At 72.6% G+C, this 13,858-nt stretch carries 13 protein-coding genes and 1 pseudogene; 10 read left to right on the top strand and 4 right to left on the bottom strand.

Translation table 11 applies throughout. The annotated features are described in order from the left end of the window. The first annotated feature begins 25 nt into the window (after positions 1–25). The 4 genes from AC07DC_RS17270 to AC07DC_RS17285 all read left to right on the top strand — a co-directional run bounded on the left by AC07DC_RS17270 (position 26) and on the right by AC07DC_RS17285 (position 4,397). Positions 26–1,324, top strand: coding sequence for a class I SAM-dependent methyltransferase (locus tag AC07DC_RS17270; protein WP_478915255.1), 1,299 nt, complete (start codon positions 26–28; stop codon positions 1,322–1,324). Further along, on the top strand, positions 1,321–2,124 hold the full coding sequence (locus tag AC07DC_RS17275; protein WP_478915256.1) for a DUF1295 domain-containing protein: 804 nt from the start codon (positions 1,321–1,323) through the stop codon (positions 2,122–2,124). Before AC07DC_RS17270 ends, AC07DC_RS17275 begins: the two co-directional genes overlap by 4 nt. Before the next feature lie 159 nt (positions 2,125–2,283). Further along, positions 2,284–2,937 carry a TetR/AcrR family transcriptional regulator gene (locus AC07DC_RS17280; RefSeq protein WP_478915257.1) on the top strand — a complete coding sequence of 218 codons (654 nt, stop codon included), beginning with the start codon at positions 2,284–2,286 and terminating at the stop codon, positions 2,935–2,937. A gap of 119 nt (positions 2,938–3,056) precedes the next feature. Further along, a complete protein-coding gene (locus tag AC07DC_RS17285; RefSeq protein ID WP_478915258.1) occupies positions 3,057–4,397 on the top strand; it encodes an FAD-dependent oxidoreductase in 1,341 nt (446 codons plus the stop codon). A gap of 60 nt (positions 4,398–4,457) precedes the next feature. On the opposite strand, the gene AC07DC_RS17290 is transcribed toward AC07DC_RS17285, so the two are convergent. Then, complete coding sequence (locus tag AC07DC_RS17290; protein WP_478915259.1) at positions 4,458–4,826, bottom strand: ArsR/SmtB family transcription factor; 369 nt, start codon at positions 4,824–4,826, stop codon at positions 4,458–4,460. 110 nt (positions 4,827–4,936) lie between these two features. Between AC07DC_RS17290 and AC07DC_RS17295 the strand changes: the two genes are divergently transcribed. Beyond that, a complete protein-coding gene (locus tag AC07DC_RS17295; protein ID WP_478915260.1) occupies positions 4,937–6,028 on the top strand; it encodes an NADH:flavin oxidoreductase/NADH oxidase in 1,092 nt (363 codons plus the stop codon). A 57-nt stretch (positions 6,029–6,085) separates the two neighbouring features. Here AC07DC_RS17295 and AC07DC_RS17300 read toward each other — a convergent pair. Then, positions 6,086–6,511, bottom strand: a pseudogene (locus tag AC07DC_RS17300) (SDR family oxidoreductase); the annotation flags it as partial. Positions 6,512–6,650: 139 nt separating this feature from the next. Between AC07DC_RS17300 and AC07DC_RS17305 the strand changes: the two are divergent. The 5 genes from AC07DC_RS17305 to AC07DC_RS17325 all read left to right on the top strand — a co-directional run bounded on the left by AC07DC_RS17305 (position 6,651) and on the right by AC07DC_RS17325 (position 11,301). Beyond that, on the top strand, positions 6,651–7,739 hold the full coding sequence (locus tag AC07DC_RS17305; RefSeq protein WP_478915261.1) for a WD40/YVTN/BNR-like repeat-containing protein: 1,089 nt from the start codon (positions 6,651–6,653) through the stop codon (positions 7,737–7,739). Between the two features lie 19 nt (positions 7,740–7,758). Beyond that, the gene (locus tag AC07DC_RS17310; RefSeq protein WP_478915262.1) at positions 7,759–8,436 is read left to right on the top strand and encodes a uracil-DNA glycosylase; all 678 of its coding nucleotides are present in this window, start codon (positions 7,759–7,761) and stop codon (positions 8,434–8,436) included. A 25-nt stretch (positions 8,437–8,461) separates the two neighbouring features. Next, positions 8,462–9,304, top strand: coding sequence for an LURP-one-related family protein (locus tag AC07DC_RS17315; RefSeq protein ID WP_478915263.1), 843 nt, complete (start codon positions 8,462–8,464; stop codon positions 9,302–9,304). Between the two features lie 4 nt (positions 9,305–9,308). Further along, complete coding sequence (locus tag AC07DC_RS17320) at positions 9,309–10,334, top strand: N-acetylglucosamine kinase (RefSeq protein ID WP_478915264.1); 1,026 nt, start codon at positions 9,309–9,311, stop codon at positions 10,332–10,334. A 97-nt stretch (positions 10,335–10,431) separates the two neighbouring features. Further along, positions 10,432–11,301 (top strand): sirohydrochlorin chelatase, encoded by an 870-nt coding sequence (locus AC07DC_RS17325; protein WP_478915265.1) that lies wholly within the window; start codon positions 10,432–10,434, stop codon positions 11,299–11,301. A gap of 138 nt (positions 11,302–11,439) precedes the next feature. Here the strand turns inward: AC07DC_RS17325 and AC07DC_RS17330 are convergent, their stop codons facing one another. Both AC07DC_RS17330 and AC07DC_RS17335 read right to left on the bottom strand, forming a co-directional pair. Continuing rightward, on the bottom strand, positions 11,440–12,486 hold the full coding sequence (locus tag AC07DC_RS17330; RefSeq protein WP_478915266.1) for a lactonase family protein: 1,047 nt from the start codon (positions 12,484–12,486) through the stop codon (positions 11,440–11,442). Positions 12,487–12,560: 74 nt separating this feature from the next. Beyond that, positions 12,561–13,808: a nitric oxide synthase oxygenase gene (locus AC07DC_RS17335; protein ID WP_478915267.1), complete on the bottom strand. Its 1,248-nt coding sequence runs from the start codon at positions 13,806–13,808 to the stop codon at positions 12,561–12,563. Positions 13,809–13,858 lie beyond the last annotated feature (50 nt).

A 13,858-nucleotide genomic window follows, 5' to 3' on the forward strand; every position in this document is an offset into this window, starting at 1 on the left:
CCGTCCGTCCGTTTCCCGTCCGGCCATGGTCCGGCCGTCCCTGGCCCGGCCGTCCGTGGCCCGCGCTCTGCCGGTGAACCCGGAACTCTGGCCGGATGTCGCCCGGACGCCCGCCGCGCCGGTCCGCGCGGCCGTCGCCGGGCATCTGGTGCGGCGGGCCGTGACCCGCCTGCCGCTGCGTCTGGGCCTGCCGGACCGCGCACCGGCCGGGCCGCCGGACGCTCCGCTGCTGCGGGTGCACCGGCCGGGCCCCTTCTTCGCCCGGATCGGTGAGTCCGGACTCGTCGGCTTCGGCGAGTCGTACATGGCGGGCGAATGGGACTCCGACGACCTGGTGGGCGTGCTCACCGTGCTCGCCTCCCACGTCGCGTCCCTCGTGCCGGCCCCGCTGCAACGGCTGCGCGGCGCCTGGGCGCTGCGGCAGCCGGCCGCCCAGCGCAACACGATGGTGGGGGCGCGCGGCAACATCAGCCGCCACTACGACCTGTCGAATGACCTGTTCTCGCTCTTCCTGGACCCGACGATGACGTATTCGGCGGCCCTGTTCCCGCCGGACGGCACGCCCGGCGACCTCCGCTCCGCTGGCGGAGCCGAACCGCTGACCGTGGCCCAGCACCGCAAGATCGACCGGCTGCTGGACCTCGCCGCCGTGGAGCCGGGCACCCGGCTGCTGGAGATCGGCACCGGATGGGGCGAGTTGGCGCTGCGGGCCGCACAGCGCGGCGCGGAGGTGGTGACGGTGACCCTGTCGCGGGAACAGCGCGAGCTGGCCCGGCTGCGGATCCGCGAGGCGGGGTACGAGAACCGGGTGACGGTGCTGCTGCGGGACTACCGGCAGATCCGCGGCGAGTACGACGCCGTGGTCAGCGTGGAGATGGTCGAGGCGGTCGGCGAGGAGTTCTGGCCGGTGTACTTCCGTGCACTGGAACGGTTCCTGGCCCCCGGCGGACGGATCGCGCTGCAGGCGATCACCATGCCGCACGACCGGCTGCTGGCCTCCCGGCGCACCTTCACCTGGATCCAGAAGTACATCTTTCCCGGCGGTCTGCTGCCCTCGGTCACCGCCGTCGAACAGGTGCTGGCCCGCCACACCGGACTGCGGATCGCGGAGGACACCGGGTTCGGGCCGCACTACGCCCGGACGCTGGAGCTGTGGCGCGAGCGCTTCACCGAACGGGCCCAGGAGGTCGCCGAGCTGGGGTTCGACGAAACCTTCCGCCGGATGTGGACCTTCTATCTGGCCTACTCCCAGGCGGGATTCCGGTCCGGCTATCTGGATGTGCGCCAGTTGCTGCTGGTGCGCGGCGCGGACGGTGCCTGGTGAACGGCTTTCCCTGGGGCGACTTCGCCATGTGCCTCGCGGCCTCGGCCGGCGCGGCCCTCGCGGTGCTCCTCACCGCCTTCGCGGTCGGCGCCGCGAAGGGTCTTCACCGGGTCGTGGACGTGGCCTGGGGTACCGCCTTCGCCCTGGTGGCGGGGGTCTCGTACGCACTGTCCGCGGGCCATGGGGACGAGACTCGGCGGCTGCTGGTCCTGATCGCGACGGCGGCGTGGGGCGTGCGGTTGTCCGTGTACATCGGTCTGCGCGGCTGGGGCCACGGCGAGGATCCGCGCTACGCCCGGATCCTGTCGCGCGCGCCCGGCAGCCGGAGCCTCTACGCGCTGCGCATGGTCTATCTGCTGCAGGCGGCACTGGTCTGGCTGGTGTCGCTTCCCGTCCAGTTCGCCATGTACGTGCCCGGCGCGCTCAACGGGTTCGCGTCGGCCGGGGTGGCGCTGTGGCTGCTGGGGTTCTTCTTCGAATCCGTGGGTGACTTCCAGCTCGCCCGCTTCAGGCGGGATCCGTCGCATCACGGCACGATCATGGACGGCGGGCTGTGGAGCTGGACCCGGCATCCCAACTACTTCGGCGACTTCTGCGTGTGGTGGGGGCTCTTCCTGCTCGCCTGCTCGACCCCGCTCGCGGCCATCACGCTGGTGTCACCGCTGGTCATGAGCTACCTGCTGATCCGCGGCAGCGGCAAGCCGATGCTCGAGCGGCACATGGCACGACGCCCGGGATTCGCCGAGTACACGGCGCGCACCAGTGGCTTCTTCCCCAGACCGCCGCGTCATCGGCTCTGACCGGCCACGGGCCTGCGGCGCGCTGTGACCGGGTCGGCGCCCGGCGGTCCCCCGCGCCGCCGGGCGCCGACCCAGGCCCCCGTTCCCCGTGCGGGCGCGTAGGCCCGCGGGGGTGCGTTGAGTATATTGGCTGAGAGCCAGTCAACGCAGGAGTAAAGCATGTCTCCCCGAAGCGCATCGGTCAATGAAGAGATGCGGCGGCGTTCCCGGGAACGGCTCCTCCAGGCGACGGTGGAGCTGATCGAAGAACGCGGTTACGAGGCGACCACCCTCGGCGACATCGCCGACCGGGCGGGCACCGCGCGCGGTCTGGTGTCGTACTACTTTCCGGGAAAACGCCAGCTGGTGCAGTCGGCGGTGCACCGCCTGATGCATCTGGAGCTGGCGGCGGCGCTGGAGCGCGAGCCGTCCACCGAGGACGGCCAGGAGCGGATGGCGCGGGCCATCGACGCGATCCTGGGCCTGACCCAGACGCACACGAAATTGATGCGGACGCACATGGCGTCGATCCTCCAGGCAGAGGGTTTCATCCAGTGCGCCGAGCAGCAGAAGCTCGCCGCACTGCTGGAGGACACGGTCGTACGGTGGGGCGCCGAGGATCCCGGCGCGGAGTACCCGATGCTGCGCGCGCTGCTGATGGGCGCGGTGGTCGCCCTCCTGGTGCCCGGCGTGCCGATGCCGCTGCCGCGGCTGCGGGCCGAGCTGTTCACCCGGTACGGGCTGGACTGGGAGCTGGGCGTTCCGCCGCCCACCGTCGAGGGACCCGTCGCGGCGGCGGACAGCCGCCCTCCCGTGCGCTCGCCGTTGCCCTGACGGATTCGCGGGCCCGCGGAGCGCTGAAAGCTCGTCCCGGACACCGGTAGCGGCGCGCGCCACTCCCGCAACGCACGGCGATGGCGCATGCTGGGCTTATCCGCGGAAGGAGCCAGATCGTGCTTCGAGTCGCAGTAGTCGGTTCAGGGCCCAGTGGCGTGTACGTGGCCGAGGCGCTGACCCGTCAGACCACCGTGCCGGACGTGGCGGTGGACGTCCTCGACCGGCTGCCGTGCCCGTACGGCCTGGTGCGCTACGGAGTGGCACCGGACCACGAGAAGATCAAGTCCCTGCAGGGCAATCTTCGGCAGGTGCTGGAGGACCCGCGGGTGCGCTTCCTCGGCAATGTCGAGGTGGGGCCGGCGCTCGGGCCCGAGCAGCTCGGCGAGCTCTACCACGCGGTGGTCTACTGCTTCGGCGCCGCCGCCGACCGGCGGTTGGACGTGCCGGGCGAGGATCTGCCGGGCAGCTACTCCGCCACCAGGTTCGTGTCCTGGTACAGCGCCCACCCGGACGAGCCACCGGAGGGTTTCGCGCTCCTCGCCCGGTCGGCGGTGGTGATCGGGGTCGGCAATGTCGCGGTCGACGTGGCCCGCGTACTGGCGCGGGGCGCGGACGAGTTGCGGCACACCGACATCCCGCAGTCGGCGCTCACCGCCCTCGATGCCAGCCAGGTCGCCGATGTGCACATGGTGGGGCGGCGCGGCCCCTCCCAGGCGAAGTTCACCACCAAGGAACTACGCGAGCTGGGCGGACTGTCCGGCGCCGATGTCATCGTGCACGCCGACGAGTTGGCCCTCGACCCCGGGTACGCCGACCCTTCCGCGCTGCCTGCCGTGGCCCGTCGCAATGTCGAGGTGTTGCGCGAGTGGGCCGGCCGGGTCCCGCAGGGCCGCCCGCGCCGGATCCATCTGCGCTTCTTCCTGCGCCCTGCCGAACTCCTCGGCGACGAGCGGGTGTCGGGTGTCCGTTTCGAGCGGACGGTGCCCGACGGGCTGGGCGGGGTGCGCGGGACCGGGCAGTTGGAGGAGATCGAGGCCCAGCTCGTCCTGCGCTCGGTGGGGTATCAGGGCGTGCCGCTGCCCGGCCTGCCGTTCGACGAGCAGCACGCGGTGGTGCCCAATGACGGCGGCCGGGTGCTGCGGGACGGGGTGCCGTCACCCGGCGAGTACGTCGCGGGCTGGATCAAGCGCGGGCCGACCGGGGTGATCGGCACCAACCGGCCCTGCGCGAAGCAGACTGTGGCGGCGCTGATCGAGGACGCGCCGCGGCTGCTGGCCAGGTCGCTGGCGCGCGACCCGCTGGAGGCGCTGCGGGCCGGCGGCGGCGATCCGGTGGCGTGGCAGGGCTGGCTGTCGATCGAGGCCGCGGAGAAGGCGCTCGGCAGGTCGCTCGACCGGGGCACCGTCAAGATCCAGGACTGGGCGGGGCTGCTGGCCGCCGCGCGCCAGGCCGCCTGACCCGGACGCGGCGGGCGCTCTCAACGGGCGTCGGACAGTCTCAGCGGGCGTCGCGCGGTCTCAACGGGCGTCGCGCGGTCCGTGCAGCCGCTCGCACTGCCCGTCGATCGCCGCCAGCACGGTGTCCAGGAGCCCGGGGAACAGCACGTCCAGATCCTCCCGGCGCAGGCCGCTCATCTTGGAGGTGCCCCGGTAGTTCTGCTCGATGACGCCGGCCTCGCGCAGCACCCGGAAGTGGTGGGTGGTGGTGGACTTGCTGACCGGCAGCTCGACATCGGAGCAGGCCAGCTCGGTGTCGGCGGCGGCCAGGGTGCGCACCACGTGCAGCCGCATGGGGTCGGACAGCGCGTGGAGCACGCCTTCGAGGCGGATGGCCGCGCGCTCCGGGTGCTCCAGCGCGCGGGCTGCGGGGGCGGTCTGCGGTGTCATGGATCTATAGTACGAGATTCCTCGTAGTTTGACATCTGCCGTATTACGATGCGTATCGTAGAAGGCGTCCGGTGAAGCGATCCGGTGAGCCCTACGACGAGGAGAGCGCCATGAGCGCACTGTTCGAGCCTTACACCCTGCGGTCCCTGACCATTGCGAACAGGGTCTGGATGGCGCCGATGTGCCAGTACAGCGCGGCGGTCGACGGTCCGGAGCAAGGTGTGGCGCAGGACTGGCACTTCGCACACCTCGCCGCACGGGCGGCCGGCGGCACCGGCCTGATCCTCACCGAGGCGACAGCCGTCAGCCCGGAGGGCCGCATCAGCCCGGCCGACCTCGGGCTGTGGAACGACCGGCAGCAGGAGGCGTTCGGCCGGATCACCCGCTTCCTCAAGGAGCGGGGGACCGTTCCCGGCATCCAGCTCGCCCACGCCGGGCGCAAGGCCTCGACGGACCGACCGTGGCGCGGCGGCCGCCCGGTCGGCGCGGAGGGCAACGGCTGGCAGCCGGCCGGCCCGAGCCCGGCGCCGTTCGCCGACGGCCACCCCGTACCGCGGGAGCTGACCGTAGAAGAGATCCGGGAGATCGCCGGCAGGTTCGCGGACTCCGCCCGGCGGGCGCTCGCGGCCGGGTTCCAGGTCGTCGAGGTGCACGGCGCCCACGGCTACCTGATCCACGAGTTCCTCTCCCCGCACAGCAACCACCGCACCGACGAGTACGGCGGCAGCTTCGAGAACCGGATCCGCTTCGCGTTGGAGGTCGTCGACGCGGTGCGCGCGGTGTGGCCCGCGGATCTGCCGGTGTTCTTCCGGGTCTCCGCGACCGACTGGCTGTCCGAGAACGGAACGGGCCCGGGCTGGACCGCCGACGAGACCGTCCGGCTGGCGAAGGAGCTGCGCGCCCACGGCGTCGACCTGCTCGACGTCTCGACCGGCGGCAACGTCCCCAAGGTCCGGATCCCGACCGGCCCCGGCTACCAGGTGTCCTTCGCCGAGCGGGTCAGGACGGAGACCGATCTGCCGGTGGCCGCGGTCGGCATGATCACCGATGCCCGGCAGGCCGAGGAGATCATCGCCTCCGGCCGCGCCGACGCCGTCCTGCTCGGGCGCGAGCTGCTGCGCGACCCGCACTGGGCGCTGCGCGCGGCGCGCGAGCTGGGCGCGGTGTCTCGCGTTCCCGACCAGTACGGGTGGGCCATCTGACATCCGCGCCCTCGATCCGGTTCGGGGAGTTCCGGAGGCGGCAGGCGGCAGGCGCCACTACGGGACGATCGAGTCCACGTATCCGCCGTCGACCCGGATCGCGCCACCGGTGGTGGCCGACGCCTGGGGCGAGCTCAGGTTGACGACCATGTGGGCGATCTCCTCGGGCTCGATCAGCCGCTGGACGAGCGACTGCGGCCGGTACTCGCGCATGAACGCGCGCTGCGCCTCGTCCCACGGGAGGTCGCGGTCCACCAGCTCGTACACGAAGTCCTCGACGGCGCCGGTGTGGGTGGGTCCGGCGATCACCGAATTGACGGTGACGCCGGCGCACGCCGGCCCGGTCGCGATGGCGGCTCCGATGCCCTGCGTCGACCCCGTGACCAGGGCGGTCTTTCCGGTGAGATCAATGAGCACGACGCGGGCCCCTTCCGCGGTGATCCGGGCGGCGCCGCGGTCCCGCGTCCCGTGGATCCGGACCCGTTCAGTAGATCACCGCGGCGGGCGGACGGGTCGCAGGACGCGGTGCCGACCTTCGGGAACCGCGCGCGGCGGGCCATTGTCAGTGGTGGGGTGGAGACTCTGTGATGTCGGACACATTCCAGCATGGAGGCGACGTGCCATGAACGACGTATTGCTCGCGGTGGGCACCCAGAAGGGTCTGTTCCTCGGCCGCAGGAACGGCGGCGGGGGGTGGGACTTCAGCGGCCCGCACTTCGCGATGCAGGCGGTGTACTCCATCGGCATCGACACCCGCCGCGACACGCCCCGGCTGCTGGTGGGGGCGGACAGCTCGCACTGGGGGCCGTCGGTGTTCCGCTCCGACGACCTGGGGACGACCTGGCACGAGCCCGCCAGGCCCGCCGTGAAGTTCCCCGAGGACACCGACACCTCGCTGGAGCGCGTGTGGCAGCTGCATCCCGCCGGGCCCGCCGCCCCGGATGTGGTGTACGCGGGCACGCAGCCGGGAGCGCTGTTCCGCTCCGAGGACGGCGGCGAGAGCTTCGAGTTCGTGCGCAGCCTGTGGGAGCACCCGCAACGGGCCGAGTGGAACGCCGGATTCGGCGGCCAGGCCGTGCACACCGTGGTGACCGACCCCCGCAACGCGGACGCGGTGACCGTCGCGGTGTCCACCGGCGGGGTCTACCGCTCGCTGGACGGCGGGGCGAGCTGGACGCCGTCCAACACCGGGGTGCAGTGCACCTTCCAGCCCGAGCGGTTCCCGGAGTTCGGGCAGTGCGTGCACAAGATCGCGCAGGACGCCGAGGACCCTGACCGGCTGTATCTGCAGAACCACGGCGGGGTCTACCGCAGCGACGACGCGGGAGCGAAGTGGTCGGAGATCGGCGCCGGCCTGCCCGCCGACTTCGGCTTCACCATCGCCACCCACCCGCGCCGCGGCGGCGTCGCCTATGTCTTCCCGATCACCGCGGACGCCCACCGGCTGCCGCCGGACCTGCGCTGCCGGGTCTTCAGGACCGAGGACGCCGGCGGGACCTGGGCCCCGCTCTCCCAGGGGCTGCCGCAGGAGCCGCACTACGGAGCCGTCCTGCGGGACGCGCTGTGCCTGGACGACGCGGATCCCGCCGGGGTGTACTTCGGCAACCGCAACGGCGAGGTCTACGCGAGCGCGGACGAGGGCGACAGCTGGCAACTGGCCGTCTCCCATCTCCCGGACGTCCTGTGCGTGCGTGCGGCCGTCATCGGCTGAGCCACTAGAGTGACGGATCGTGACAGCGCGACCGTTGAACGAAATCGTCGAGGCCGGCTGGGCGAAGGCCCTGGAGCCGGTCGCCGGGCAGATCGGCGCGATGGGAGACTTCCTGCGCGCCGAGATCGCCGAGGGGCGCACCTACCTGCCGTCCGGGGCGAACGTGCTGCGCGCGTTCCAGCAGCCGTTCGACGAGGTACGGGTGCTGATCGTGGGTCAGGACCCGTACCCGACGCCCGGCCACGCGGTGGGGCTGAGCTTCTCCGTGGCCCCGCAGGTGCGTCCGCTCCCCGGCAGCCTGGAGAACATCTACCGGGAGCTCTGCACCGACCTCGGCGTCCCCCGGCCCTCCGACGGGGACCTGACGCCGTGGACGCGGCAGGGCGTGCTGCTGCTCAACAGGGCGCTCACCACGGCGCCCCGCAAGCCCGCGGCCCATCGGGGCAAGGGCTGGGAAGAGGTCACCGAGCAGGCCATCCGGGCGCTGGTGGCGCGCGGCACCCCGCTGGTGTCGATCCTGTGGGGACGCGACGCCCGCAACCTGCGTCCGCTGCTCGGCGAACTGCCCGCGCTCGAAGCGGCGCATCCGTCCCCGATGTCCGCGGACCGCGGCTTCTTCGGCTCCCGGCCGTTCAGCCGGGCCAACGCCCTGCTGACAGGACTCGGCGCCGATCCCGTGGACTGGCGCCTGCCGTGACGGAGCCGGACTGTACGCTGCCCGGGTGACGACGCATTCGAATACTCCTGCGGGCTGGTACGCGGACCCGCAAGGCACCCCGAACCTGCTCCGCTACTGGGACGGCTCCCAGTGGACCGAGCACACGAACACCGGCCAGCCGGGCCAGGTTCCCCAGCAGCAGACGAACAACGCCTGGGAACTGAACGTCGACGGCGGCCACGACCCGTCCAAGGTGCAGCGCCAGGTGCAGCACCAGGCGGGTGTCGCGCCGACCGGAGGTGGTGGCGGCACGCTGTTCAACGAGCCGATCCTGGTGGTGAACCAGAAGGCCAAGCTCATCGAGCTGAACAACGAGTACAGCGTCTTCGACCAGCAGGGCCGTTCCCTCGGTTCGGTGAGCCAGGTCGGCCAGAGCACGGCCCGCAAGGTGCTGCGCTTCGTCTCCAGCATCGACCAGTTCCTCTCGGTCAAGCTGGAGGTGCGGGACGCCCACGGGCAGCCGCAGCTGCTGCTCACCCGGCCGGCGAAGTTCATCAAGTCCAAGGTGATCGTGCAGCGCCCGGACGGACAGACGCTCGGCGAGATCGTCCAGCAGAACGCCATCGGCAAGATCAACTTCTCGTTCGAGGTCAACGGCCAGAAGATCGGCGCCATCAAGGCCGAGAACTGGCGCGCGTGGAACTTCGCGATCGTGGACCACACCGACACCGAGGTCGCCCGTATCACGAAGACGTGGGAGGGCCTGGCCAAGACCATGTTCACCACGGCGGACAACTACGTGCTGCAGATCCACCGGCCGCTCGCCGAGCCGCTGCTGAGCATGGTGGTCGCCTCCGCGCTCACGGTGGACACCGCGCTCAAGCAGGACTCCCGCGGGCTCGGCTGACCCGATGGCCGGTTCCGGCGGCTGGGTCCTCGGTGTGGACTCCGGCGGCTCCGGGGTGCGGGTGTCCCTTGCCCGTGCCGACGGCACCGCCAGGTCCGCGCCGGTCTCCTCCAAGCGGCCCGCCGTGGTCGCCGCCCGGGGGATCGACGCCAACAGCCTGCTCGACGAAGTGCTCCCCGCCGCCCGTGAGTTGATGCGCGCGGCGGGCGCCGACACGCTCACCGCCATCGCGGTCGGCGCCGCGGGCCTTGCCACGCTCGGCGACGATCTGCGCGCCGTGCTGCCCGGGGCGCTGCGCGAGGCCTTCGGCGTGCGCGCGCTCGCGCTCGCCGCGGACGCGGTGACCGCGTATGCGGGCGCCCTCGGCCTGCGCCCCGGGGTCGTGGTGGCGGCGGGCACCGGAATGATCGCTCTCGGCACCGGGCTCGACGACTCCGGCTGGCGCCGTGCCGACGGCTGGGGCCATCTCCTCGGCGACGCCGGCGGCGGCGCCTGGATCGGCCGCGCCGGCCTGGATTCCGCCCTGCGCGCCCACGACGGGCGGGCAGGGGGTTCCGCCGCGCTCCTGCAGCGCGCGGAAGCGCTCTTCGGCCCGGTCGACGGCCTGCCGGGACAGCTGTACCCGCGGGCCGACCGGCCGGCCGTCCTCGCCTCGTTCGCCCCGGCGGTGGCCCGCTGCGCGGTTTCCGATCCGGTGGCGGCGGACATCCTGCGGCAGGCCGCACGGCACATCCTGGAGACGGCCGCCGCCGTCCGCCCGACCACCGGCAACGGCACCGGCACCGGCACCAGTCCGTGCCGGACGGCGCTGACCGGCGGCCTGTTCAAGATGGGCGAGCCGCTGCTAGGGCCGCTGCGCGAGCTGGCACCCGAGGTGTTCCCCGAGGCGGAGTTCGTCCCCGCCGAAGGAGATCCGCTGCTCGGGGCCCTGCGCATCGCGGGCGCGCTCGCCGAGGGCACGCTGTCACTGCCCGAGGACCCGGCGCTGCTGCACGTCCCGATGCACGTGCAGCCGCACAGCCAAATGTGACCGAACGTGAAGGAAAATCGGACGGAACGGGACAGGTCCCCCCTAGGACGTACCCACCCGAACACCCGCGCACCGCGAGGCATTAGCATGCGACGCCATGAGCACTGCCACTGGCCCCGCAGCCGGCCTCCCCGTTCGAATGCCGCGTCCCCGCCAGCCGGGACGCCACCGCCGACCGGAGCCCCTGGCCGCGCCCGAGGGCGCGCCGGTGCTGGTTCTCGCTGTTCCCGGCACCCCGACCCCCGCTGTGCGCAGCCTCGCGGAAGAGGTCATGAGCATCGCCCGGTCCGAGCTGTCGGGCCTGGACCCGCGCATCGGCTACCTCGAAGGCGACGACGCCGAATTCCCGACGCTGGAGGCCGTGCTGACGCAGGCCGCCTCCGAGCGCCCTGACGGCTCCCCCGCCGCCGTCGTGGTCCCGCTGCTGGCCGGGCCCGACGCGTCGGTGGTCCGCCGGATCCGCCAGGCGGTGACCGACAGCCGCTGCGGCGCCGAGGTGACCGACGTACTCGGCCCGCACCCGCTGCTCGCCGAGGCGCTGCACGTACGGCTCTCCGAGGCTGGTCTGGCCCGCGCCGACCGTGCCCGGCTGTTCACCGTCGCGACGGCCGCCGACGGCATCATCCTGGCCACCGTGGGCGGCGAGGAGGCCGTACAGGCGGCGGGTGTCACCGGTCTGCTGCTCGCGGCCCGGCTCGCGGTCCCGGTACTGGCCGCCGCGCTGGACGTGGACGGGTCGATCGCCCGCGCGGCCGAGCAGCTGCGGGGCTCCGGTTCCACGAACCTCGCCCTGGCGCCGTGCCTGATCGGTCCGGAGGTCGCCGCCCAGCTGCTGCACTCCGCCGCCGAGGAGGCGGGCTGCTCGGGCGCCGACGCGCTCGGCCCCTACCCGGCGGTGGGCAAGCTCGTGGTCGCCAAGTACACGACCGCGCTGGGTATCGCCCCGCAGGGCGCCCCGACGCACTGACGTGTCCCCGACGGTGCGGGCGGTGCGTTCGGCGCCGCCCGCACCGTCGTCTCGTCTCCAGTCGGCGTTCAGCGCATGGTGCTCAGAACGTGGCCTTCAGCGCGTGGGGTTCAGAACGTGGCGTTCAGAACGTGGGGTTCAGCGCAGCAGCACGCAGGAAGCGGCCGGGACGTCGACCGAGCCCGCCTGCTTGGGGATGCCGGTCTCCTGGTCGATGTCGAACCAGGTCACGTCACCGGACCGCTCGTTGGCCGCGTACAGCCGGCGGCCGGACGGGTCGGCGGTGAGGTGACGCGGCCAGTCCCCGCCGCACGGGACGGTGTCCAGCAGTTCCATCCGCTCCCCGGACTCGTCGAGGGAGAGCACCGCGATGCTGTTGTGGCCGCGGTTGGCCGCCCAGGCGAAGCGGCCGTCGGGCGAGACGACCAGTTCCGACGGGTAGTTGGGGTGCTCCGGGTCCGCCGCGCCCTCGGGCAGCACGGACACCTCGCTCATCGGCCGCAACGATCCGGCCGCCGCGTCCCACCGGCAGACAGTGACGACGGAGTGCAGTTCGTTCATGACGTACGCCCGGTCACCGCGCGGGTGGAAGGTCATATGGCGCGGTCCGGCCCCTGAGCGCAGCCCGAGCTCCCGCTCGATCTCCAGCTCGCCGGTGGCAGCGTCGAGCTCGCACACCCGCACCGAGTCGGTACCGAGGTCGACGCTGAGCAGCCAGCGGCCCGAGGGATCCGGCAGGACCATATGGGCGTGCGGGCCCTTCTGGCGGTCCTTGTTCGGCCCGTCGCCCTCGTGCTCCAGCACGCTGCGCACCGCGCCGAGCCCGCCGCCGGCCGCGTCGAGGGCCAGCACGCTGACGCTGCCCGACGAGTAGTTGGCGGTGAACAGGTGTCCCCCGTGCAGGCACAGGTGGGTGGGCGCGCTGCCGCGTACGGGCACGGTGCCGCCCAGCTGCCGCGGCGCGGCGGGGTCCGCGAGGGAGAAGGCCGCGACGCCGCCCTCCCGGGTCTCGCTCACCGCGTACAGCACCTCGCGGTCGGCGGAGAGCGCCAGGAAGGACGGGTCGTCCACCGCCGCCGTCGACCCGAGCACGGTGAGCGCACCGGTCCCGGGGTCGACGACGGCCGTGGTGAGGCCGCGCCCGCCCGCCGACGTGAACGATCCGATGTATGCGTGCGCGGCCACCACTGCTCCTGTCACTCCAGCTACGTGTGCTGCGGTGACATTAGTGGGCGGCGCCGCGGGCCGCACGGGCGGGGCTACACGGAAACCGTTCCGGGACAGGTCCCCTGGCCGTCGCGGGGTGCGGCGGAGCGGTGCACGTAGGCCGGTGTGCGCTCCCCCGTCTCGTAGTACCGGTGGAAGACCTCGGTGGCCGAGCCGGAGATCGGCGGCACGATCCACGACCAGTCGGCCGGCACGCTGCGCCCCTTGCGCTCCTCGCGGTCGACGTGGGCGAGGAAGCGGCGGGACTCGGTGTGGTGGTCGGTGACGGTGGCGCCCGCCCGGTCGAAGGAGTGCAGGACGGCCCGGTTGAGTTCGACGAGGGCGCGGTCCTTCCACAGCGACCGGTCGCTGCTGGTGTCCAGTCCCAGCCGCCGGGCGAACCGCGGCAGCAGGTCGTAGCGGTCGGTGTCGGCGAGGTTGCGGGCCCCGATCTCGGTGCCCATGTACCAGCCGTTGAAGGGCGCGGCCGGGTAGCGGATGCCGCCGATCTCCAGGCACATGTCGGAGATCGCCGGGACGGCGTGCCAGCGCAGCCCCCATTCGGCGAGCCACTCCAGTTCCGGGTGGACGATCGGCACCTCTAACAGCGCGTCGGCGGGGAGGGTGAACCAGCGCGGCTGTTCACCGCGGCCCTCGACGATCAGCGGGAGGACGTCGAACGCGGTGCCCGGTCCGCGCGGCCAGCCCAGTCGCTCGGCCGCGTCGGTGATGCCGGTGTTGCGTGGGTCCCCCGTCACCCCGCCGTCCGCGTCCCGGTAGCCGGCGTACCTGATCAGCTGCTCGTTGTGGATCCTCGGTCCGGGCAGGCCGGGGGCGTCGGGGGCGAAGACGGTGATGACCGGGCGGATCCGTCCACCGTTGGCCGCGGCGCGCAGATGGGCGGCGGACTCCTCGGCGATGCCGGCGGCGTCGGAGATCCGGCGCCGGTCGCGGACGTGCAGGGAGTTCCAGTACAGCCGTCCTATGCAGCGGTTGTTGTTGCGCCAGGCGACGCGGGCGCCGAAGACCAGTTCCTGTCTGGTGTGCCGGTAGGTGCCGGTCGCGTCGATCTCGGCCCGCACCCCCGTCAGGCGTGCGGCGAGGCCGTCGGCGTCGGCCTCCTCCCGGTACAGCTGCCGCAGGAACTCCCTGGCCGGCGGCCAGACGTCGCCCTGGGCGTCCCACTGCCCCGCCCCCGCCGGGCGGGCCACCGGGCGCCCGACCGGCGCTTGGAGCGCCACCGTCCGTTCGTGATGCGCCATGACGTCGGTCCGTCGCAGAAAGTTCAGCACGCCGCGCACTCCCCAAGGTGTTCGGCTCCCGGACCGCATCCCGCTGCGGCCCGCGGAAT

This window comes from Streptomyces sp. NPDC045021 (assembly GCF_056432645.1).

What these genes read in the sequence shown, in the direction of transcription:
- AC07DC_RS17295 (WP_478915260.1), top strand. Translation starts at nt 4,937, where the DNA reads ATGAGCGCACTGTTCGAGCCTTACACCCTGCGGTCCCTGACCATTGCG.
- AC07DC_RS17280 (WP_478915257.1), top strand. Translation starts at nt 2,284, where the DNA reads ATGTCTCCCCGAAGCGCATCGGTCAATGAAGAGATGCGGCGGCGTTCC.
- AC07DC_RS17325 (WP_478915265.1), top strand. Translation starts at nt 10,432, where the DNA reads ATGAGCACTGCCACTGGCCCCGCAGCCGGCCTCCCCGTTCGAATGCCG.
- AC07DC_RS17270 (WP_478915255.1), top strand. Translation starts at nt 26, where the DNA reads ATGGTCCGGCCGTCCCTGGCCCGGCCGTCCGTGGCCCGCGCTCTGCCG.
- AC07DC_RS17290 (WP_478915259.1), bottom strand. Translation starts at nt 4,826, where the DNA reads ATGACACCGCAGACCGCCCCCGCAGCCCGCGCGCTGGAGCACCCGGAG.
- AC07DC_RS17305 (WP_478915261.1), top strand. Translation starts at nt 6,651, where the DNA reads ATGAACGACGTATTGCTCGCGGTGGGCACCCAGAAGGGTCTGTTCCTC.
- AC07DC_RS17320 (WP_478915264.1), top strand. Translation starts at nt 9,309, where the DNA reads ATGGCCGGTTCCGGCGGCTGGGTCCTCGGTGTGGACTCCGGCGGCTCC.